Here is a 22,041-nt window from a genome sequence, read left to right on the forward strand (position 1 = left end):
ATACGAAAACAATAATTTATAAAAGCTAAAATATTGTGTTTTAATTTATAGTCTATAAAAAAACGACAATATTTTTTCGGACAGTAATTATAATTAAGAAATATCAGACCATTAAGCCTTTTTTGAATAAAAAAATAGATATGTACACCATAAAGATACAATTAGATAATGATATGGTAGGATAAAAAATGATAATTTTACAAGCTTAAATAACTCAAATACACTAAACGTGATAATAATAACAAAGGAGGTAGAGGGTTTTGTTTCTAAGTTTAATTGCTTATGCGGCCATACTCCTTTTTCTTGGTTTGTCCGCTTATAAGGCCTATCAGTTTTCAAAATTACCATTACACGGGCGAATGGAACTATATCCGGTACCGAAAGAAAAAGGATTTGAGCACGGAGGCTCATTCTACGAGGAGATTTCTTGGTGGAAAAAACCTCGAGAAGTTTCACATGTTCGGGAAATTGTCGAAATGTTTAAGGAGATAGTCTTCATTAAAACATTATTCGATAATCAGCGCCCTTTTTGGTGGCTTTCTTATGCCCTTCATCTAGGAATTTATTTTATTGTTGTTTGGACCTTATTGTTAGTTGCCGGAGCCGTTTCAATGCTTAATGGAATTGTGGTGGCAGCGAGTACAACGAGCGTTTGGGGACTTTTATTATTTTATCTAACCTATATCACTGGAATTATTGGACTTGTCTTGGCAGCGTTAGGTTCTGGGCTGCTAGTTCTTCGTCGTATGTTTGACTCTACCCTTAAAAAATATACGACACCTCAAGAATACTTTAACCTTTTGCTGCTCTTTGCAGCAGTTGTTACTGGAATCATAACTTGGAGCAGCGACTTTACATTTGGTACAGCTCGAGATGTAACTGCGGGCATCATTACCTTTACACCTTTTGCTGCTAATGGTCTCCTGGTTTTACATGTTATTCTGGTCGGAATTATGCTAATCTATATCCCCCTAAGCAAAATGAGCCACTATGTAGGAAAGTACTTTACCTTCCATACGGTTCTGTGGGACAATAGCCCTAATCTTAGAGGGAGTGCTGTTGAGCAAAAAGTGAAGGCGGCTACTGCTTATCGTCCAACTACCACTTGGTCAGCTCCTCATATTCAGGCACCTAGCTCCACGAAGAAATAGCATGAAATTCCTAAGTGAACTTTTTGGAAAGAGGAGAACTAAATGTTAGATCAAAAAGATTTGCGCCCGAAGGATTTGGGACGTCAGGATGAACAGTTGATTAAACTCGAAACCTATAATCTGATGCCATTATTGTCTCCCTATGATAAACCTGGTATGCAGCCTCCCATTACCGAGCCCAAGCCTGCTTGGAGAGAAAAATACTGTGCTTCTTTAGACGGTTTTATTGCGCTTGATACTTTGACTCGTCCTCAAACAAAAGAAGAAGAAGACGAATTTGTCCGTAAGTTTCTCAGTGGCTTAGAGAAAATTTTCTCGGATGCCAATAATGGAATTTTGGAACCTTTATTACTGTCTTTTGAATATTGCGCCAAGTGCAATACCTGTTCTGAAGCCTGCCATATCTATAAAGCAGCTGGCGACAATGAACTCTATCGTCCAATTTTCCGCTCGGAAGTCCTGCGCAAAATTGTGAAAAAGTATTTTACGAAGAGTGGAAAACTCTTAGGCGGCTTTGTCGGAGCAGACATTGATGTCAATTGGGAAACAATCGCACGTTTAGGTGAGTTGGCTTATCGATGTAATCTCTGTCGGCGCTGCGCTCAAACTTGCCCGTTGGGCTTAGATAATTCAATTCTCTCAAAAGAAATTCGTAAAATCTTTAGTCAAGAATTGGGAATCGCTCCGACACCTTTGCACAATAAAGGAACCATGCTGCAGCTTAAGACCGGTTCCTCAACCGGTTTAACAAAACCTGCTTTCTTAGATACCTTGGAATTTCTGGAAGAAGATACTGAAGAGAAGTTTGGTATCAAATTAAAGTTCCCTATTGACAAAAAGGGCGCAGATATTCTTCTTTTGCATAACGCCGGAGAATTCATTGCCTGGCCGGAAAATCCTGTAGCCTTTGCAATTTTAATGAACGAAGCGGGTCTTAATTGGACTCTTAGCAGTGAACTATTGGGTTATGACAGTGTCAATTATGGTTTGTGGTATGATGACTATCAAGCTAAGCAAATCGCCTTAGGGCAGATGAAAGCTGCTAAAGAGCTTGGCGTTAATCGTATTGTCGTTGCAGAATGCGGTCATGCTCATAAAGCATCTATTGTTGCAGGTGACCGTATGGCGTACGGAGATGCAAAAGTTAATGTTGAAAGCTGCTTGCCTCTTCTCTGGGATTTGGTGCAGAATAAGCGCCTGAAAATGGACCCCAGTCGTAATAATTTTCCAGTGACTCTCCATGACCCTTGTAATGTTGTACGTCAGATGGGAATTGTTGAACCCCAAAGAAATATCTTAAGGGAAATTTGCCCTCAGTTTAGAGAAATGACACCTCATGGCGTTGATAACTATTGCTGTGGCGGCGGCAGCGGCTTTGCCATTATGAATTCTCAAAATTTCCCATCATTTAGAGATAACGTTGCTTCTCGGATGAAGTTTAATCAAATTCTCGGCGCTTTTCAGGGTAAAATGGAAGACACCTCTCTAGTTAAGTATATCTGTGCCCCATGTTCTAACTGTAAGGGTGCTATGCGGGCAATTCTAGAGCACTATGAAGCTACTGAGAAGTTTAACCTGCAATATGGTGGCCTCGTTGAACTGATGGTCAATGCTCTAGTAAGTATGAAAAAGCCATTCTTCGAATTCTTAGAATAGTTTAGAGTGATAGAATCTGTTTATGGACCATTTCAGTATCTGGAATGGTCCATATCAATGCAGATAAAAAGATAAGTCTACTTTGATATGGATTGGTACGAATTTGCGCAAATATCAAGAACATATGTTCTTGATATTATTCGAGTGTTTGCCATCAGCGTTATAGAACTTTCTTCTTTCAAGATTAAAGCGCAGTGCATCTTCAAGGTAGACTCTACAATTAAGAACTATAGAAGTTTAAGACTAAACCAAAATATTATTAAGGTTGAAAATTTAACGATAACTATAATAATTAGTTTTGTATATTGTGCAATCGTAATTATATATTGTACGTAGAGAATACAAGGTGTTAAATTAAGAATATGAACTAGTGTTAATTTACACAAGAAGATTTTCTCCTAATTTCTCACAATGTTCATTTTTTAATACTTCTCTTTTAAGGTTAAGGAGGTGTAATTAGTGTTTATCGTATCAATTGACGAGGATCAGTGCTCTGGCTGCAACTCATGTACTGAAGGATGCCCAGCTCACCTGCTTGGCTTTAGTGATGACAAAGCACATGTAATCGGCGACGAATCAGAATGTATGGGTTGTGAAAGCTGTATTTCTGTTTGCCCGACTGGTGCAGTCACTATTACTGAAATGTAGAAACCCCATAAAATAATAGATGGAGGGTGTGCAATGACGGAAAAGAAAACGCCGCTACTGGACGAACTGGAAAAAGGAAAATGGCCCAGTTTTGTGACGGAAATGAAACGCGCTGCAGTTAAGAGTGAATCTGCCGGCGAGTTGCTCCAAGTTTTGGAGAGATCTTATGTTGAGCACAGAGGACACTGGAAACATGGTGGAATTGTTGGGGTTAGAGGTTACGGCGGTGGAGTTATCGGCCGTTATGTTGATGAGCCTGAAACCTATCCAAATGTTGCTGAATTCCATACAGTCCGTATCAATCAACCATCAGGATTCTTCTACAACACGAAAACACTTCGCACAATTTGTGATATTTGGGAGAAATATGGCAGCCGCTTAACAAACATGCATGGCTCTACTGGGGACGTCATTTTGCTAGGCTGTAAAACAGAGGATATCCAACCTATCTTTGATGAGTATAGCGAAGCAGGTTTTGACTTGGGCGGATCTGGTTCCTGCCTTAGAACAACCAACTGCTGCGTAGGACCTGGCCGTTGTGAGTTTGCTTGCTACGATACTCTTGAAGCATGCTATAACATTACCAATGAATTTATGGATGAGCTTCACCGTCCAATGTGGCCTTATAAGAGCAAAATTAAGTTCTCAGGCTGTGCTAACGACTGCACCGGTGCAATTGCCCGCTCAGATATCTCAGTCATTGGTACTTGGCGTGATTCCATCCAATTTGATCAAGCAGCTGTTAAAGAATATGCAGCGAAGAACTTTGATATTCAAGGTCTGGTTTGTGACAAATGTCCGACTAAGTGCCTGACTTATAATAGCCAAGCTCAAGAGCTTTCCGTAGTTGCTGAAGATTGCACGCGTTGTATGCACTGCATCAACATGATGCCTAAAGCAATTAAAGCTGGTAAAGAAAAAGGCGCTTCCATTTTGATCGGTGGTAAATCAACAATCGTTCAATCAGCGTTTATGTCTTCAGTGGTTGTACCTTTCATGAAGATGGAAGCGGAAAGCGACTTTGAAGAATTTAAAGATCTCGTAAGACGCATTTGGGATTGGTGGGATGAGAACGGTAAGTCTCGTGAGCGTCTAGGAGAATTAATTTATCGCGTAGGAATGGGTAAATTCCTCCGTGAATGTGAAATTCCTGCTGTACCACAGCAAGTCTTCCGTCCGCGTGCTAACCCATATGTATTCTGGCAGCAAGATGACCTTGACAAGTCAGGTACTGCTCTTGATGGTTCGAAACTCTAATAAAATAGATAGTTTAACGAGAGGTGGATAATCATGGCAAAATTAGACCAAGGACCTCCTAATTATAAGGAGATGCTTCCTCCAATAATTAAGGAAAACTATGGCAAATGGCAATATCATGAGATCCCACAACCGGGTGTACTCAAACACGTTGCTGAGAGCGGTGCAGCTCTTTATAGTGTGCGTGTAGGTTCTCCTCGTTTAGTAAGTATTGATTTCATTCGTGATATTTGCAACCTTGCTGACCAATATTGCGATGGACATCTGCGTTTCACAACACGTAACAACGTAGAATTCTTAGTGTCCGATGAAGCAAAACTTAAGGCTCTTCTTGAGACATTATCTGCTCAAGGATATGCTGTTGGCGGTACAGGAGCATCCATTAGTAACATCATCCACACTCAAGGATGGGTTCACTGCCATACACCTGCAACAGATGCTTCAGGCGTCGTTAAGGCTGTTATGGATGACTTATATGAGTATTTTGAATCCATGAAGCTCCCGGCTAAATTAAAAATGGGCTTAGCCTGCTGCTTAAATATGTGTGGATCAACACACTGCAGTGACATCGGAATTGTTGGTGTTCACCGTACTCCTCCTCGTATTGATCATGAAAAACTCCGTAAAACAACAGAAATCCCGACGTTGGTAGCAAGCTGCCCGACTGGTGCTATTCGTCCAGATCCGAAGAACAAGAGCGTTGTCGTAAATGAAGATAAATGCATGTACTGCGGAAACTGCTACACCATGTCTCCGGCTATGGAAATTTATGATCCGAGAAATGACGGTATTGCTATTCTCATCGGTGGTAAAGTTTCCAATGCCCGTACTGCACCGAGCTTTTCTCGCATGGTAATTCCGTTCCTGCCGAACAATCCGCCGCGTTGGCCTGAAGTTACAGAAGCTATCCGCAGTATTATTGAACTCTGGATTGCCAATGCACACAAAGGTGAGCGTCTTGGTGAATGGATTGAGCGTATTGGCTGGGAAAAATTCTTTAGCCTAAGTGGATTGCCGTTCTCTGAAATGCTTATTGACGATTATATCTTTGCACGGGAGACTTTCCGTACGGCTGCTGGATTTAAATACTAATTAAAAATTTGGGGGGTATAGACAAATGGGTAGAGGACCAGCGAACCCAGAAGTCAAGAAGAAAGTTCTTGAGTACTTGGCTAAGGTTGAAAAAGCTAAAAGTAGAGACGTTGCGGTTGCCATCGGCGAGAAGAAAAGCGATGTTGATGATGCCGTAAAAGAACTTACTGCTGAGGACCTTGTTGAATACCTCTATATTACGACAACTTATATTTGCCTAAAAGGTAAAGTAAAAACACCAAATTCATAATTATTGATCGACGCGATCACTCTTAATCATCAGTTTTAAATCGTTGACCATCCCGACTTCTCTGATCCTGTTTCTGCTGATTATTCGATCAAGCATTACCCGGGATCGGAAGTTGGGTGGTCAATTTTGTTATGAGGTGCGTAAGTCAAAAGCAAAAGCTCCAGAAAGGTGTGGATGATGTGTTGCCTATATCAGAAAATATGACTGTGAATCTTGATCAAAGTAACCTAAGCGTCCCACGCATCGTCATTGGAGCACCTCAAGGTAGAAGTGGCAAAACCACCTTTACCTTAGGATTATTAAGGGCTTTTGTGCGGCAGGGTGTTAGGGTTCAACCTTTTAAAAAGGGCCCTGATTATATTGATACCAGTTGGCATACTGTAGCTGCTCGTACAACAAGCCGCAATTTAGATGCTTATTTTATGACACATCAAGAACTTTGTGAGTCCGTCTATAATCATTCAAGCGACAAAGATGTTACAATTATTGAAGGAGCTATGGGATTATATGATGGATCTGACCTGCGAGGAAGCAGTTCAACAGCTGAAATAGCTAAGATAACACGAACACCAGTACTTTTGGTTGTTGATGCGACCCGTATGACTCGAAGCATTGCAGCAATGGTTATGGGGTATCAGCATTTTGACCCGGAAGTACAAATACTTGGTGTTGTTCTTAACAAAGTAGCTCGTAATCGGCATGAGAAAGTTGCACGTGAGTCTATCGAGGAATTTTGCAAGATTCCTGTCGTTGGGGCAATTCCTAAAGATCTTAATTTAACCATTCCTGATCGCCACCTTGGCTTAGTCACGAGTGATGAATTCAATGAAACAAATCAATTATTGGATTACTTTGCAGAGATTATTTCTCAGCATGTTAATTTGGAACTTGTGTTAGAGTTAGCCCGAACTGCTCCGGAAGTTCCCAATATCCTGGGGAAAACTCTAATTAATTCAGATGCTAATCTGCAAACAAAGAATAGTTCGCCTAATATTGGAATAATTAAGGATGCAGCTTTTAGTTTTTATTATCCTGAAAATATCGAGGCCTTACAACGACTTGGTGCTAATCTTATTCCAATCAAAGCGCTAAGTGATAGTAAACTTCCTGATAACCTCGATGGTTTATATATTGGGGGAGGCTTTCCGGAGATTTTCGCTGCCGAACTTGAAAAGAACAAATCAATCCGGGAAGATATAAAATTCTATGCCGAAAAAGGTCTCCCAATCTACGCTGAATGTGGGGGATTAATGTTTTTAGGTCGATCCATATCTATTTCGAATAATAGTTATAATATGGTGGGATTGCTCCCCTTTGATACTCAAATGGAACGAAAACCCCAAGGGCATGGGTATACACTGATGAAAGTTAACCAGGGGCAACCTTGGTTTGATGATGATATAGAAGTTAAAGGACACGAATTTCATAATTCTCGTATCATTAATTTATCTTCTGAAGTAAAATTCGGTTTTGAAGTTAAACGTGGACATGGAATTGACGGACAGCATGATGGGATTTATTATAAGAACGTATTTGCTTCTTATAATCATCTTCATGCTGTGGGATGCCCAGTTTGGGCTGAACGTATGGTCGATCTCGCTATACAATATAAGCATAATAAACAAAGAAAATGGCTGTTGCTTGAGAAAGCTGCCGGCCAAAATTAAATATAATTTCTAAGATTATGATATTATATATAGCTTAGAACCTGGATAAATCATTTTGGCAGGCAATATTAATCATTATCACCTGATTGATTTAATCTCGGGTATGATGAAAAAGAACTCCGCAAGACCATAATTTAATGCGGAGTTCTTAAATTTCTATTATTTAAGAAAAATGACGTTTGCTCATCTGGAATAATCTTTCTGCTAATGGTATTATAAATATATACGATACCAAACCTATTTTTTTTATGGCAGACGCTAACCCAAAAATTGGCAGAATAGTTGATGGATATAAATCTAGGAGGGAGACTTGCCATCATGGAACAACACTTTCTTGTTTTTAAAGAAGTGGCAGAAACAAAAAACATTACGCTCTCTGCGAAAAAACTCCATATGAGCCAACCTAGTATTAGTTTGCAGATTCAGAACTTAGAGAATCAATACGGCGCTCGTTTTTTCGATAGAACGAATAAAGGAGTAACGCTGACAAAAGAGGGGGAAATATTTTATACTCATGTTCGAAGTGTTCTCGATATTCTTATGAATGCCAAAGAACAGATTAGTGCCTTGTCAAAAGGACGGAGAGGTCTTATTTATTTAGGGGCAACGCTGACAATAGGAGAGTATATTCTACCTAATATTTTGGCTTATTTATATAGAAATCATCCTGACGTTGATTTTAAGGTGAAAATCGCGAATACTGATTCTATATCGCAGGATGTTCTGGAGAAAAAGATTCATATTGGTTTAATCGAAGGGCCTGTACCTCGCCATAAGGATCTAAACGTCGAAAAGTTTTGGGAAGACGAATTAGTTGTCGTACTTCCTTATTTTCACCCCTGGGCGGCTAGAGAGAGTATAACTCTTGCGGAATTACCGCATGAGCGCTTAGTAACGCGTGAAGATGGTTCAGGAACACGTAAGGTTATGGAAATGGCTCTTAAAGAGCGAGGCCTCGAACCAGAACAGTTAAATATTAGTATGGAGTTAGGAAGCACTCAGGCAATCAAAGAAGTCGTTGCAGCAGGTTTGGGAATAACAATTATTTCGTCCCTTACTGTACGCCGGGAATGTGATCAAAAGATTTTTAAGTCCTTAAAAATTCAGGATGCTCCGGTCTATCGGCCTTTAAGTATTCTTACAAATGCACATCAAAATTCCCAGGCGACACAGTCAAAAGATGAGCGTCTATTAATTGATTTGCTTCACGATCACAGATTGTTATCGGAAATCCTTAGTAAAGATTATAATGAATTGGACAGCATAGAATAAGAAGAGAACAAGTTTGAGTGTTTTTATATATTCTAATGTCACGAGTGGGAAGTGCTGGGAAACTATGCAACATGACTGTCAAATAGGCTTAGTTCAAATGGAATCTCATATTGGAGAAAGAGAAGCTAATTTTAGGAGAATCACACATCTTGCTGAAGTGGCAAGTAAGAAGAAGGTTTCCTTCTTATGTTTCCCTGAATGTGCCTTGGACGGATATTCGCCGCAGTATGCATCGGAGCTTGGTGATACGATTCGTTGTTCAGTAATAAACCGCTTGAAAGAATGCGCAGAAGATTTGGGAATTACTTTGCTGGTTGGCCTGGTTGAGCAAGATAATAAGACCGAAAAGCCCTATATTTCACATGTTATTTTGTCTCCGGGTAACGAGGATATGGTTTATCGCAAAGTTCATTTAGGGAGAAGTGAGCTGGACTATTTTACCCCTGGTAACCAATTTCCAGTATTCAACGCACAGGGAACAACGTTTGCCGTTGGAATATGCTGGGATTGGCATTTTCCGGAGGTGACTGCCATTTATTCTTTGAAAGGCGCAGAGATTATTTTTGCTCCTCATGCTTCTCCTGTCATAGCGGGTGATCGAAAAGAGATCTGGCTGCGTTACCTGGGAACAAGAGCCTACGATAATTCAGTTTATCTGGGTGCCTGTAATTTGATCGGGAGTAACGGTAAAGGTAAAGAGTTCAGCGGCGGAACGTTAACTATTGGTCCTAAAGGTGAAGTAATTCTTCACACAGAAGTATTAGAAGAACGTATATTTATCTCGACACTTTCTGCAGAACGAATTAATAGAATTCGACGTTTTGACCGAGTTTCAATGAAGGATAGCTTTTTTCTTGCGGACAGACGTAAAGAACTTTATCATGAACTTCTTGAACTGGACGTTCAACGGTAACCTAATTGGATTTCAAAATCGACAGAGAAGCCGTTAGGATTTGATGTTAATATTTGTAGTTTTAAATATATGTTTATGGATACATCAAAAAACCTTTCTAAGCAATGCTTAGAAAGGTTTTTTTTAAGATTAATAATTACCAATTGTTACGTGAACGTGATTGGTAGCAATCTCGGCAATAAACTGGTTTATCACCTGACGGCTGAAAAGGAACCGTAGTTTCTTTACCACATGAAGAACAGATAGCAGGAAACATTTCGCGAGGTTGTCGAGAGAATCCTCCATTGTTCCTATTTTGGGCTTTACGAGCAGCACGGCATTCCGGACAACGGCCAGGCTCATTCGTAAATCCTTTCTCAGCATAGAACTCTTGTTCAGATGCAGTAAATTCGAAATCACGACCACATTCTTTACAAGTTAAGATTTTGTCGTTAAACATAATAGACCTCCATTAATTTTATTACCCGCGACATGGGAAGTTCAGAAAGGTCTTCCCATAGCCTGAGGCAATCGAGAAGGTCTGTGTAAATCCACAAGTACTTCGAGCACTTCTATTATATCTAAAAGACTTACAATAATCAACCAATATTAGCCGCAAATTATTCAAGTTAGGAAAAAATGGATATATATAGAACATAATCCAAAATTTAAAACCATCTTAGTTCATATAAATGTCTTAAAATTTAACGACACTGCATAAAATTTAGTCTATCGGATATTAGGTGCTGAGGAGGGATTTATGTGGAAGACCATGATCTCGAGATAGTTCCGGAGCGTATTCTGGGGATTCAACGATTGGAAGATTTATTTAATCACAAAGGGTATTTGATATGTCAAGCAACTGGAAATATAATATACAATTTTGAGCAGGTCGCTGCTGTTTTTATTCCTCTGAGTGCCACGAAGGATCAAGTAATGGTTGTTCATCAGGACTATGCGGTTGAGTTTTTGCAGAGTCACCTTTCATTCGCGTTGAAAGAAATTAACAAGTCTCATAAAATTGAATAAAGACGTTTCTGATTGCTAGGTGATCCTTTGTTCCTGCAAGCTCTCGCACTGAATGCATGGCTAGGATTGGGTTACCAATATCTACAGATCGAAAGTCAAGGTGAGTGCTGGTAATAGGTCCAATCGTTGATCCGCCTCGTTCATCAGACCGATTAACGAATTTTTGGACGGGGACATTAATACTATGGCATAGTGAAGAAAAGATCGCTGCCGACTCAGCATCCGTAGCGTAGCTTTGGTTAGCGCTATATTTTATCACAGGTCCGTTATTGAGAAGGGGATGGTGTATAGGGTCATGTCGTTCTCCAGCGTTAGGGTGAAGTGCGTGAGTCATGTCCGCTGAAAGATAAAAGGAATGTTCTAAGGCTCGGAAGAAAGCCTCCCGGTCTTTTTTCTGTGCTAAGAGAATTCGCTCAAGAACATGTGCTAAAAAAGGTGAAGCCGCGCCTTGTTTTGACGTGCTTCCACATTCCTCATGATCAAAACAGGCTAAAACCTGAGTTGGTAAACCTGTTTTAGCTTTGATTAGGGCCGAAACACCTGCATGTACCATTGCTAAATCGTCCAGTCGTCCACTGGAAATAAACTCCTGTTGTAAACCGACAAAACATCCCTTTTGATGATCATGTAGGAACAGATCAAAATCTAAGATATCGTTTTTTGAGCAGTGGAAAGTATTTGCCAGATATTCAACAAGTACTCCTTCTTGCTGCAACTTTTCTTTAATTTGAGCCAACAGTGGGAGTAAATCTTTTTGCTTATTTAATTCAAAGCCTTCGTTCACTTTTCGATTTAAATGAATAGCAACATTAGGAATAACAAGAAAGGGTTGTGCGCTGCGAAACAGGTTACTTTGAGGGTGGAAATTAGAGGTTCCGCGCAGGATTACTCGTCCTGCTATAGAAAGAGGGCGGTCTAACCACGTATTTAGAATCGGTCCGCCGTAAGTTTCAACATTAAGTTTAAGGTATCCTTCAGTGGGGATTTCAGGCATAGGTTTAATACGAAAACTGGGGCTGTCTGTATGAGTTCCAATTAAATGAAAACCTGTTGATTCCAGATCTCCTTCACCAATTATAAAAGCAATAATTGCTGAATTGTTACGTGTGACAAAATATTTACCGCCAGGTACGAGTGACCATTTGTCGGAGAGATTTAAACTGCTAAAGCCATGAGGCATTAACATTTGTTTAACACTTTCCACTGCATGAAAGGGAGAGGGACTTTCCTCAATAAATTGAAGAAGACCATTGGCAAATTTAAGTTCTTCATCACTAATCGTTGACACTTGCATTTCTGGGGACCGCCTTTCTTACTTCACAAAGAGTGAATATTTGTCGTTGATATTTTTCTCTAAAACGATTACTATCAATTATAATACATTCTTATTTTACTATTTATCCCATGCGGCGAGAAGACTCCCATCCTCTATAGGTGGTGGGATGAATCGCCGCCCTGTAATTTTTCTCGAACCTATTTAGCGATAACTGGATAAAAGTCGTTATACTAACAAAACAAAGTGAGTTAAAAATTATGGAATCTTTGCGAATGTCCACACTAGAACGGATTCAACTGCCTGAAATGGTGGAAGTATGGAATCGCTGCTGGCAGGGTTATTATTATAATATGGCCTATACTCCGGAACATATGAAATTTTGGCTGGAACTTGGGCAAGTTGAGTTAGCTAACTCTATCGCCATTTGGGCACATAATCAGATTGTGGGGTTTTCCTTGTTAGCCGTAAATGATTTGGATGGCTGGATTGCTGGAACAAGCATTGATCCAAAATATCGAGGAAAAGGTCTTTTTAAACCGTTAATGAAAGCACAGATAGAGCTGGCCCAACGTCTTGGTCTAGAAAGGGTCTATTTAGAAGTTCTTGTTCAAAATCATGCCCAAAAGGTCTATCGTTCTATCGGCTTTTCGGTGCTTCGTCAACTTTATGTTTATCGAACCGTTTCCCAGGAGAATGTACCTTTATCTGCCTTAACTGTAAAGCCTTTTAAAGATATTCCCTTGACACAATATTTTGCAAAACGACTACAGGCCAATTTTATTCCTGCCTGGCAGCGTCGGCAAGGATATTTAGAACGCTATCGGAATATTCAGGCTTTAATGAATGCTGATGGCAGTGCAGGAATCTTAACCCTTAGGCAGAATAGTGGCCCTATTCTCGATGTTTGGAGTTCAAATACAGCAGGAGCAGAGGAAATTACCTCAATGATCGTAAATTTACGTAAGCAGGGATTTTCTTTATTAAATCAACCGGAAGATTGGATAGTTGCCTTTCTTCAAATCAATGGAGTATATGCTCATGCCAGGCAATATGAAATGTGTTTAGAATTGGAATAATATGGGTGCTTGAAACATATATTAATAAGGTCTTGTGCGAATTAGGGTCATTGCCAAAAATTACCGTGAAGGTATACCTATGGTCTCTTGAAATATTACAAAGATAGGTATATAATTAGAAAATATTTAATATTCTATCAGGAAGGAGATTTTTATGACGCAAAAAGAGCAGTTAATGATTAATGCTATCTTAGAGTCAGTAGGACTAGAATCCCTTAAGTCCGGTCAGACTCGAAGGCCAGTTTACAAAGAGGGATAAGCAGTTACGAAAGGGAGCGGTATTTTGACCCGGATTCTAATCCTAAATTGTAACCTAAAAAGCCGAATCTAAAAGCGAGTTTCTTATATTATCAAATTGATATAAGGAGCTCGCTTTTAAACTTGGGTTGTTTCGTTCATGCTGTTCTTACGGATTAGAGTATGCTATACTCACTTAAAAGGGAACATATTCCAAGTCAGAAGGCAATTGTAAGGAGGAATTATCGAGATGAGCTTCCAAGAGCGATATCAAATGTGGTTGAAAAATTCCTATTTTGATGAAGAAACACGAGAAGAATTAAAGCAGCTTACCGATCAGCAAGAAATTGAGGATCGTTTTTATAAGGACTTAGAATTCGGTACGGGTGGTTTAAGAGGAATTATGGCCGCAGGAACGAATCGAATGAACAAGTATGTTATCAGGAAGGTTACCCAAGGTTTGGCAGAATACATCTGTGATCACGGACCTGAGGGAATGAAACGGGGTGTAGTCATAGCTTATGATTCACGATGGTTTTCGGCGGACTTTGCCCTTGAAGCTGCTTTGATTCTCGCTCAAAACGGTGTTAAAGCTTATCTATTTGATGATTTGCGTCCTACGCCTGAATTATCCTTTGCCGTTCGAGAACTTAAAACGATTGCCGGAATCGTTGTTACGGCGAGCCACAATCCCAAGGCCTATAATGGGTACAAAGTCTATTGGGAAGATGGCGGGCAAGTACCGCCTGCACAAGCGGATGAAATTCTTGCTCGCATCGAGGCCCGTGAAAGCTGGCTGGGAATCGAGCCTATGTCCAAAGAAGCAGCAAAAAGAGAGGGGCTTCTTCAGATGATTGGCTCAGAAATTGATCATGTTTACCTCTCTCGTGTGAAGGAACTCGCGCTTCACCCTGAGCTGGATGCCCAGCAAGGGAGGGAGCTTTCAATTGTCTACACACCGTTTCATGGAGCAGGAAATAAACTTGTGCGGAGTGCTTTGGCCGAGCTGGGGTTTAGCTCTGTGACTGTTGTTAAAGAGCAAGAACAACCCGATCCCAATTTTACGACGATTCCTTATCCTAATCCGGAAATTCCTTCGACCTTTGATTTAGCTCGAGAGTACGGGAAGAACGTCGAGGCAGAATTGTTGTTAGCTACTGATCCTGATTCTGATCGTTTAGGTGTGGTATTAAGGGCTCCAAATGGCGATTATCGTCAGCTTTCTGGCAATCAGATCGGGGTCTTGTTAACCTATTATGTGCTTTCACAGAAAAAGAATTTAGGCATTCTTCCTGAAAAGGCGGCCATTATCAAAACAATTGCTTCGACAGATTTGGCTGATGAGGTTGCTCGATATTTTAAAGTCGCAGTGGAAAATGTACTCACCGGCTTTAAATTCATTGCCGAGAAGGAAAAGGAGATGGAAGATGGTGGTTGGGGTAAATTTCAATTCGGTTTCGAAGAAAGCTATGGTTATCTCGCGGGAGACTTCGTTCGAGACAAGGATGGAATTATCGCTTCAATCCTTTTAGCAGAAGCTGCCCTCTATTATAGAAATATGGAACATCGCAGTCTTTTTGAAGTTTTAGAAAGTATTTATCAAATGTTTGGGTATTACCTTGATTCTCAAGAATCTTTGACCTTAGAAGGCCATCAGGGCCAAGAAGAGATGGTTCGTATTATGGACTCACTTCGTCAGGAGGAAATTCGTGAATTATGCGGTATTCAGATCGTAAAAATTGATGATTATGAGCAACAAATTGGTAAAAATCTTGTAACAGGTCAATCCTATTCCCTAACACTTCCGCGTTCCAATGTTTTAAGATTTTCCTTTGCAGGAGGCGGGTTTGTTATGGTTCGGCCATCCGGAACAGAACCTAAGATCAAGTTCTATTTCTCTGTAAAAGCAGATTCGCAATCGGTTGCAGAGGAGTCACTGCGTATGGTCAAAGATGATGTGATGAACCGCATCGCTCTAATACGCTCAAAATAGTTTGGGCTCATTTCTCAATTTATCTGAATTATGATCTTTTGGGGATGATTAAATTAAATAAAATAGCAAAGAATTGTTGTTAAAGATAGGAAGTTTAACAATTATAGGTATGTATTTGAGTAATTACTCAAGGCATACCTTTTTCTATTAATAATGTTGGCTATTAAAGAATAATTCTTATAATAATGTCTGACCATTATTGACCTTCGCCAAAAAAGAGAATATAATCTAAGTGTCAAGGAAAAATAAAACCAATATATCCCATGACCTGCAGCTTAAGTTTAGACAGTATACGGGAAGTTCTCATAAATCAATAATATGTGGAGAGTTTAATTATTTGAGGTGGTACTATGGATTTTAAAAATTATTACGAGATTCTGGGGGTTTCTCCTGATACGGATGATAAAACGATTAAAAAGGCCTACCAAAAGCTCGCTAAGAAGTATCATCCTGACGTAAATCCGGGAGATAAATCGGCAGAAGCTAAATTCAAAGAGGTCAGTGAGGCTTATCAAGCAATTAGTGATCCCGAGAAACGGCGAAAGTATGACGAATTGAAGCAGGATTATCAACAATGGCAGAAGCGCGGCGGGCGCGGTGATTTCGATTGGGGCCGATGGCAGGCCCATCCCGGCGATGGCGGTTATCAGACTCATACCATGTCCCCTGAGGAGTTTGCCGAAATGTTCGGTGGGTCAGCTCGATCTGGGGGCTTTTATGGAACCGATGGCTTTTCGGATTTCTTCTCGACTCTTTTCGGCGGGGGACAATCCTTTGGCTTTGGAGGCAGTTCGACTGGGGTTAGATCTCGCGGCGGACAAGATCTTGACGTTGATGTCCAAGTAACCCTGGAAGAAGCTTATCATGGCACTAAAAGAGTAATACGAACTGGTGAAAAGCAAATCGAAGCCAAGATTCCCAAAGGTGTAAGAACGGGTTCAAAGGTTCGCTTGGCCGGCCAAGGCAGTCCTGGGATTGCTGGGGGTCCTGCAGGAAACCTTTATCTGAATATTAAGGTCAGCGACGATTCGCGTTTCAGCAGAGATGGAGACGACTTAAAAATTATGTTGTCCGTCGATTTTTATAAGGCGATCCTTGGAGGAGAAGTTCGCGTTCCGACCTTTGGCGGGGAAGTTCTTCTTAAAATCCCACCCTTATCTCAAAGTGGGAAAAAGTTTCGCTTGAAGGGAAAAGGAATGCCAAAATTAGAACAACCCCGCCAATACGGAGCCCTATTAGCGGAATTATCAATCGTACTTCCGGATAATTTGAATCCCCAAGAACTTGCTGCCCTCCGTGAATTAGCTCAAAAACGGGGTATAACCTAGTGGATAAACATCCTTATTTAATTTTAATTTGGAGAGGAGAGTGTAACTATGGCCTTTGATACAAATCGATTTACTCAGAAATCCCAAGAAGCAATTGCTCAGGCGCAAGCATTGACAGAGCGGAACGGAAACAGTCAGATTGAACCGGAACATTTACTGCTTTCACTTCTGGAACAGGGAGACGGTGTTGTTCCGCAAGTCTTAGCAAAACTGAATCTGGCAGTTGGAGTTCTTGTTCAATCCCTGCGTCAAGCAATAAACCGATTTTCGCGCATAAGCGGCGGGAACCTTCAAATTACAATATCTCCGCGCTTACGGACAGTATTGGTTGCGGCTCACGACGAAATGTCAACCTTCGGCGATGAATACGTAAGCACTGAGCATATCCTTTTATCCATTTTGGAAAAGGCCGGAGGAGCCGCTGAGAAGGTTCTTAAAGAGGCCGGGTTAACCCGGGAAAATCTCCTTCAAGCGTTGCGGGAAGTGAGAGGAACGCAGCGGGTAACAAGCCCAACCCCAGAAGGGACCTATGCGGCTTTGGAACAATACGGCTTGAATTTAGTCGAGCAAGCCAAACGCGGCCGTTTAGATCCTGTCATCGGACGAGATGAGGTAATTCGTCGGGTGATCCAGACTCTATCTCGACGAACTAAAAACAATCCGGTGTTGATTGGAGAACCAGGAGTCGGAAAGACTGCGATTGTTGAGGGGCTGGCTCAAAGAATTGTTCGCGGTGACGTCCCCAAGGCAATTAAGGATAAACAAGTCATCGCTCTTGATCTTGGAACGATGATTGCTGGGGCTAAATATCGCGGGGAATTTGAAGAACGTCTAAAAGCGGTCCTGAAAGAAATTCAGAATCGTGACGATGTGATTTTATTTATTGATGAATTGCACACAGTCGTGGGAGCGGGGGCAGCTGAAGGAGCCATGGATGCCAGCAATATGCTGAAGCCTATGTTAGCTCGCGGAGAATTAAGCATGCTTGGCGCTACTACTCTCGCAGAATATCGTAAGCATATCGAGAAAGATGCTGCTCTGGAGCGTCGTTTTCAGCCGATTATCGTTGATGCTCCCAGTGTGGAAGATACTATTTCTATTTTAAGAGGTTTAAAGGAACGTTATGAAACGCATCACGGGGTTCGCATAACCGATGGGGCGATTATTGCTGCTGCAGTACTGTCGGATCGTTATATCAGTGATCGTTTTCTGCCTGACAAGGCCATTGATTTAATTGATGAGGCTGCCGCGCGGATGCGGATGGAAATCACGAGTGATCCTTATGAGTTAGACCAAATTAAACGCCGAATTATGCAGCTGGAAATTGAACGTGAAGCCCTTAAGAAGGAGAAAGATGAAGCCAGCAAAGAGCGTTTAGGCAAAATTGAAAAAGAACTTGCAAATCTTAAAGAAGAACGGTCAGCTCTTGAAGCACAACTGCAGGGTGAACGAGAAATCTTGACGAAGATTCAACAGCTCAAAGAAGAAGTGGATCGTTCTCGAAATCTCATGGAACAAGCTCAACAACAATTAGACTATAATAAAGCCGCAGAATTACAATACGGGATAATTCCTAACCTGGAGAAAAACTTAAAGAATGAAGAAGAAAAGCTCCAGAGTAAACAAGATTCTCTCTTAAAGCAAGAAGTAGTAGAACAGGATATTGCCGAAATTGTAGCTACTTGGACCCATGTTCCCGTTTCCAAATTGATGGAAAGCGAGATGGAGAAACTTGTCCAGATGGAAGAACGAATCCATCAACGAGTGATTGGACAGGATGAGGCTGTACGCGCCGTTTCAGATGCCGTTCGGCGAGCCCGCGCCGGTCTGCAGGATCCTAATCGCCCCTTAGGCTCTTTCCTTTTCTTGGGACCTACCGGAGTGGGTAAAACAGAACTGGCACGAGCCCTAGCGGAGTTCCTTTTTGATGACGATCAAGCTTTAGTGCGGATTGACATGTCGGAGTATATGGAGAAGCACACGGTAGCTCGTCTGATCGGAGCTCCTCCCGGCTATGTTGGTTATGAGGAAGGCGGTCAATTGACGGAAGCCGTACGTCGTAAACCTTATAGTGTTATTTTATTTGATGAAATGGAGAAGGCCCATAGTGATGTAACCAATGTTTTGTTACAACTCTTGGATGACGGACGGCTTACCGATGGTCAGGGGAGAATTGTCAATTTTAAAAATACCGTAGTTATTTTAACGAGTAATATTGCTAGCCCTATAATTCAAGAACTATCCCGCAGAAATGCTCCTCAGGAAGAAGTCCGTTCAGCCATCAACGAAGAATTACGGCAGCATTTTCGCCCTGAATTCCTCAACCGTCTTGACGAAGTCATCGTCTTTCATCCTCTTGATCGGTCACACATCGGGAAAATTATTGAGATTCAACTGGGCCTTTTACGTCAACGTTTGTATGAACGTAATATATCCTTAGAATTAACAGATCAGGCATTGCAGCAACTAGCCAACGAAGGTTATGATCCTATATATGGAGCAAGACCGCTAAAACGAGTGATTCAGCAACGTCTCCAGAATCCCCTGGCCCTTAAATTATTACAAGCCGAGATTAAAGATGGACAAAAAATAGTAGTTGATATTGATGCTTCAGGGGATTATATCTTCCGGGTTTTACAGAGTTAAATCTTATCCACCGCATTAAGATATGATAGAACCTTTGGCTTCCTCTTCGACTAAAAAGGCCGGAAGCCGAAGGTTTCTTTATCCCCCAGGCAAGTTAACAGGCTATCGTCTTTGATCCAATCATAAGGCTCCTACTTCAAGTGGGAGGGGTTCTCATCCGAAGCCCCAATGTTCAGCTTTAGCAGAACGAGTTCACTTTTAAAAACTTGTCTATAATTAAGACCAAAATGTATAATAAAGCGGAATAGATGTTAAACAGAGAGGTGGGGATGTTCGATAATGCTCGATCAACATTCAGAGTTAATGTCATATCAGTGGCAAGAAGGAGTGGGACGCTGTCACGTACGGCTAACTCTTATTGATACAGGCAACGGTCTGCAAGGCCTTTTAACAGGAGGAGAAAAACCTCATGTTGGTGGGGTTGTACTAGCTCTGCCTCGTCCAAGTTTGCAAGGAGAGGGGTGGAGTTCGGATGTCTATATTATACCGGTACCGGGGCATAAAGATGTAGAAGTTGCCCGAACTATGGCAGAAGCACTTGCACAGGAAATTTTGTTTCCTGTGACCATCACTTCAGGTATCCATTCGGATCACTTGAATTCTCAAGAATTAGGCCAAATTATACAAAATTGTAACAACCTCACTCAAACTGTTTTAAATTTCCTGAAAATAAATAGGACTTCCGAGACTTCTCGTTGTAACTAAACCATAGCTCCAATGATACTATTGAAGAAGGTGTTTTATGCATACCAATTTGCGTGAGTTTATCACGACTCTTAAACAGGAAAAGCAAATCATAGAAATTGAAGCTGAAGTTGACCCATACCTCGAGCTCGCTGAAATTCACCGCCGAGTTATTCAAGCGGAAGGGCCGGCCTTATTATTCAAGCGAGTTAAAGGCAGCCAATTTCCTGTTGTGACTAATTTATTTGGTACACGTCAGAGAGTTGATTTAGCTGTTGGCCCAAAGCCGGAAGAAACTGTTCAGAGAGCGGTGGCTGCTCTAGATCGCCTGCTTCCGCCAAAACCGTCGCTGCTTTGGCAGGAAAAAGAGTGGATTATGTCCCTGGTCAAAAGTGGTCTGCGTTCTATAACCCCAGGGAAAGCACCTGTTCTTGAAATTCAGGAGAAGTCCGTTGATTTAACTCGTCTTCCTGTATTGACGAGCTGGCCCGAAGATGGCGGTCCTTTTGTGACCTTGCCTTTGGTTTATACTGAGCATCCTGTGACGAAAGAACATAATCTTGGTATGTATCGAATCCAGATATACAATCATCAAGAGACAGGGATCCACTGGCAAATACATAAAGGAGGAGGGTTTCATTACTATGAAGCAGAACGGCTTGAACAAGACCTTCCTACAACTCTTTTTTTAGGAGGCCCGCCGGCTTTGATCCTTGCTGCAATAGCGCCGCTTCCTGAAATGCTGCCTGAGTTAATTTTTGCCTCTTTTTTAATGGGAGAAAAACTCTCTCGAGTTAATATTCCTTCTCATCCTCACCCGCTTATCGCAGAAGCCGAGTTTGCCATTTGCGGTAAGGTTTCTCCCTTTGTACGCAGGCCTGAGGGACCTTTCGGAGATCATTATGGATATTATTCGTTAACACACGATTTTCCCGTTTTCAGTGTTCAGACAATCTATCATAGACGAGATGCCATTTATCCCGCAACTGTAGTTGGTAAACCCCGTCAAGAAGATTATTTCGTTGGAGAATATTTACAGTCTCTCTTATCTCCAATGTTTCCGATGGTAATGACTGGAGTAAAGGCACTTTGGACTTATGCAGAGACAGGTTTCCATGCTTTGGCTGCCGCTATTGTTCGAGAAAGTTATCGCCGTGAAGCGTTGGCTCACGCCTTTAGAATTCTTGGAGAAGGGCAGTTAACCTTAACGAAATTCCTGATCTTAACAGATGTTCAACTGGATCTGCAGAATTTTAAATTTTTATTTGAAACCGTCCTTGCTCGCTTTGAACCGGAATCTGATCTTATGATTTTAAGTGAAACTTCCATGGATACTTTAGATTATACTGGGCGTAGACTAAACCATGGCAGTAAAGCAATTATGCTTGGTGTAGGGAATGCAAAACGAGATTTGCCTCGACAATTTGACGCCGGAAAGCTGCCTGGAGTGTCCCGCATAAGACCATTTTGTGCTGGTTGCTTAATTTTAGAGTCGCTGTCGTTTAAAGATACACCAGAATTGGCTAAGGATGTTTTGGCTCATCTCGAAGATGAACCTTTTAAGAACTGGCCCTTCATAGTTTTAGTTGATGACCTTGATTTAGCCCTCGACGTTACAGGATTTTTATGGCAAGTTTTTACTCGTTTTGATCCGGCTCACGATATTTATGCTGCAACAGAAATAAGGCAACATCGTCTTATTTATCATGGTCCCATTTTAGTAGATGCTCGAATGAAGCCGGATTATCCTGGTGAAGTCCTTCCCGATGAGGCTACAATCAAATTAGTTGATGAGCGTTGGAATAAGTATGGATTACGGTTGTAACAACTACACTTATTCTATCGAAAGCATTTAACCGAAGAATAGGATTATACTGATAGTACGAG

The 22,041-nt window shown here is 41.2% G+C and carries 18 protein-coding genes; 16 read left to right on the forward strand and 2 right to left on the reverse strand.

The features are described 5' to 3' along the window. The first annotated feature begins 260 nt into the window (after positions 1–260). The 9 genes from B5771_RS19500 to B5771_RS19540 all read left to right on the forward strand — a co-directional run bounded on the left by B5771_RS19500 (position 261) and on the right by B5771_RS19540 (position 9,906). A complete protein-coding gene (locus B5771_RS19500; RefSeq protein WP_088189042.1) occupies positions 261–1,151 on the forward strand; it encodes a respiratory nitrate reductase subunit gamma in 891 nt (296 codons plus the stop codon). Between the two features lie 42 nt (positions 1,152–1,193). Next, positions 1,194–2,807: a (Fe-S)-binding protein gene (locus tag B5771_RS19505; RefSeq protein ID WP_088189043.1), complete on the forward strand. Its 1,614-nt coding sequence runs from the start codon at positions 1,194–1,196 to the stop codon at positions 2,805–2,807. Between the two features lie 459 nt (positions 2,808–3,266). Continuing rightward, on the forward strand, positions 3,267–3,455 hold the full coding sequence (locus B5771_RS19510; RefSeq protein ID WP_047808167.1) for a 4Fe-4S dicluster domain-containing protein: 189 nt from the start codon (positions 3,267–3,269) through the stop codon (positions 3,453–3,455). A gap of 33 nt (positions 3,456–3,488) precedes the next feature. Continuing rightward, positions 3,489–4,712 carry a dissimilatory-type sulfite reductase subunit alpha gene (gene dsrA / locus B5771_RS19515; protein WP_088189044.1) on the forward strand — a complete coding sequence of 408 codons (1,224 nt, stop codon included), beginning with the start codon at positions 3,489–3,491 and terminating at the stop codon, positions 4,710–4,712. A 33-nt stretch (positions 4,713–4,745) separates the two neighbouring features. After that, positions 4,746–5,804 carry a dissimilatory-type sulfite reductase subunit beta gene (dsrB, locus tag B5771_RS19520; RefSeq protein ID WP_088189045.1) on the forward strand — a complete coding sequence of 353 codons (1,059 nt, stop codon included), beginning with the start codon at positions 4,746–4,748 and terminating at the stop codon, positions 5,802–5,804. 25 nt (positions 5,805–5,829) lie between these two features. Further along, entirely contained in the window at positions 5,830–6,054 is a 225-nt protein-coding gene (locus tag B5771_RS19525; RefSeq protein WP_047808164.1) for a hypothetical protein, read from the forward strand. A 200-nt stretch (positions 6,055–6,254) separates the two neighbouring features. Then, on the forward strand, positions 6,255–7,721 hold the full coding sequence (locus B5771_RS19530; protein WP_088189301.1) for a cobyrinate a,c-diamide synthase: 1,467 nt from the start codon (positions 6,255–6,257) through the stop codon (positions 7,719–7,721). A gap of 318 nt (positions 7,722–8,039) precedes the next feature. Further along, complete coding sequence (locus tag B5771_RS19535; RefSeq protein ID WP_172408323.1) at positions 8,040–8,993, forward strand: LysR family transcriptional regulator; 954 nt, start codon at positions 8,040–8,042, stop codon at positions 8,991–8,993. Between the two features lie 64 nt (positions 8,994–9,057). Beyond that, complete coding sequence (locus B5771_RS19540) at positions 9,058–9,906, forward strand: nitrilase-related carbon-nitrogen hydrolase (RefSeq protein ID WP_088189046.1); 849 nt, start codon at positions 9,058–9,060, stop codon at positions 9,904–9,906. A gap of 136 nt (positions 9,907–10,042) precedes the next feature. Here the strand turns inward: B5771_RS19540 and B5771_RS19545 are convergent, their stop codons facing one another. Beyond that, positions 10,043–10,345, reverse strand: a complete 303-nt coding sequence (locus tag B5771_RS19545; RefSeq protein ID WP_047808162.1) for a zinc-ribbon domain containing protein — start codon at positions 10,343–10,345, stop codon at positions 10,043–10,045. 302 nt (positions 10,346–10,647) lie between these two features. On the opposite strand from B5771_RS19545, the gene B5771_RS19550 reads away from it, so the two are divergent. Next, positions 10,648–10,914 carry a hypothetical protein gene (locus B5771_RS19550; protein WP_088189047.1) on the forward strand — a complete coding sequence of 89 codons (267 nt, stop codon included), beginning with the start codon at positions 10,648–10,650 and terminating at the stop codon, positions 10,912–10,914. Here B5771_RS19550 and B5771_RS19555 read toward each other — a convergent pair. Next, positions 10,889–12,208: a M18 family aminopeptidase gene (locus tag B5771_RS19555; protein WP_088189048.1), complete on the reverse strand. Its 1,320-nt coding sequence runs from the start codon at positions 12,206–12,208 to the stop codon at positions 10,889–10,891. The two genes, B5771_RS19550 and B5771_RS19555, sit on opposite strands and share 26 nt — an antisense overlap. Before the next feature lie 254 nt (positions 12,209–12,462). Between B5771_RS19555 and B5771_RS19560 the strand changes: the two genes are divergently transcribed. The 6 genes from B5771_RS19560 (at position 12,463) to B5771_RS19585 (ending at position 21,979) form a co-directional block, all read left to right on the forward strand. Next, positions 12,463–13,266 carry a GNAT family N-acetyltransferase gene (locus tag B5771_RS19560; RefSeq protein ID WP_242966904.1) on the forward strand — a complete coding sequence of 268 codons (804 nt, stop codon included), beginning with the start codon at positions 12,463–12,465 and terminating at the stop codon, positions 13,264–13,266. 487 nt (positions 13,267–13,753) lie between these two features. Then, positions 13,754–15,496: a phospho-sugar mutase gene (locus B5771_RS19565; protein WP_088189050.1), complete on the forward strand. Its 1,743-nt coding sequence runs from the start codon at positions 13,754–13,756 to the stop codon at positions 15,494–15,496. Positions 15,497–15,846: 350 nt separating this feature from the next. Next, positions 15,847–16,824, forward strand: a complete 978-nt coding sequence (locus tag B5771_RS19570) for a J domain-containing protein (protein WP_088189051.1) — start codon at positions 15,847–15,849, stop codon at positions 16,822–16,824. A gap of 48 nt (positions 16,825–16,872) precedes the next feature. Beyond that, positions 16,873–19,470, forward strand: a complete 2,598-nt coding sequence (clpB, locus tag B5771_RS19575; protein ID WP_088189052.1) for an ATP-dependent chaperone ClpB — start codon at positions 16,873–16,875, stop codon at positions 19,468–19,470. Between the two features lie 279 nt (positions 19,471–19,749). Then, complete coding sequence (locus tag B5771_RS19580; RefSeq protein ID WP_088189053.1) at positions 19,750–20,175, forward strand: hypothetical protein; 426 nt, start codon at positions 19,750–19,752, stop codon at positions 20,173–20,175. Between the two features lie 37 nt (positions 20,176–20,212). Then, positions 20,213–21,979 (forward strand): UbiD family decarboxylase, encoded by a 1,767-nt coding sequence (locus B5771_RS19585; RefSeq protein ID WP_088189054.1) that lies wholly within the window; start codon positions 20,213–20,215, stop codon positions 21,977–21,979. The last annotated feature ends 62 nt before the right edge of the window (positions 21,980–22,041 follow it).

Source organism: Desulfosporosinus sp. FKA, from assembly GCF_002196785.1.
Lineage (GTDB): Bacteria > Bacillota > Desulfitobacteriia > Desulfitobacteriales > Desulfitobacteriaceae > Desulfosporosinus > Desulfosporosinus acididurans.

Excerpts from the sequence above, each read along its gene's own strand:
- B5771_RS19505 (WP_088189043.1), top strand. The coding sequence starts at position 1,194 with ATGTTAGATCAAAAAGATTTGCGCCCGAAGGATTTGGGACGTCAGGAT.
- dsrA (WP_088189044.1), top strand. The coding sequence starts at position 3,489 with ATGACGGAAAAGAAAACGCCGCTACTGGACGAACTGGAAAAAGGAAAA.
- dsrB (WP_088189045.1), top strand. The coding sequence starts at position 4,746 with ATGGCAAAATTAGACCAAGGACCTCCTAATTATAAGGAGATGCTTCCT.
- B5771_RS19525 (WP_047808164.1), top strand. The coding sequence starts at position 5,830 with ATGGGTAGAGGACCAGCGAACCCAGAAGTCAAGAAGAAAGTTCTTGAG.
- B5771_RS19530 (WP_088189301.1), top strand. The coding sequence starts at position 6,255 with ATGACTGTGAATCTTGATCAAAGTAACCTAAGCGTCCCACGCATCGTC.
- B5771_RS19535 (WP_172408323.1), top strand. The coding sequence starts at position 8,040 with ATGGAACAACACTTTCTTGTTTTTAAAGAAGTGGCAGAAACAAAAAAC.
- B5771_RS19540 (WP_088189046.1), top strand. The coding sequence starts at position 9,058 with ATGCAACATGACTGTCAAATAGGCTTAGTTCAAATGGAATCTCATATT.
- B5771_RS19545 (WP_047808162.1), bottom strand. The coding sequence starts at position 10,345 with ATGTTTAACGACAAAATCTTAACTTGTAAAGAATGTGGTCGTGATTTC.
- B5771_RS19555 (WP_088189048.1), bottom strand. The coding sequence starts at position 12,208 with ATGCAAGTGTCAACGATTAGTGATGAAGAACTTAAATTTGCCAATGGT.
- B5771_RS19560 (WP_242966904.1), top strand. The coding sequence starts at position 12,463 with ATGTCCACACTAGAACGGATTCAACTGCCTGAAATGGTGGAAGTATGG.
- B5771_RS19565 (WP_088189050.1), top strand. The coding sequence starts at position 13,754 with ATGAGCTTCCAAGAGCGATATCAAATGTGGTTGAAAAATTCCTATTTT.
- B5771_RS19570 (WP_088189051.1), top strand. The coding sequence starts at position 15,847 with ATGGATTTTAAAAATTATTACGAGATTCTGGGGGTTTCTCCTGATACG.
- clpB (WP_088189052.1), top strand. The coding sequence starts at position 16,873 with ATGGCCTTTGATACAAATCGATTTACTCAGAAATCCCAAGAAGCAATT.
- B5771_RS19580 (WP_088189053.1), top strand. The coding sequence starts at position 19,750 with ATGCTCGATCAACATTCAGAGTTAATGTCATATCAGTGGCAAGAAGGA.
- B5771_RS19585 (WP_088189054.1), top strand. The coding sequence starts at position 20,213 with ATGCATACCAATTTGCGTGAGTTTATCACGACTCTTAAACAGGAAAAG.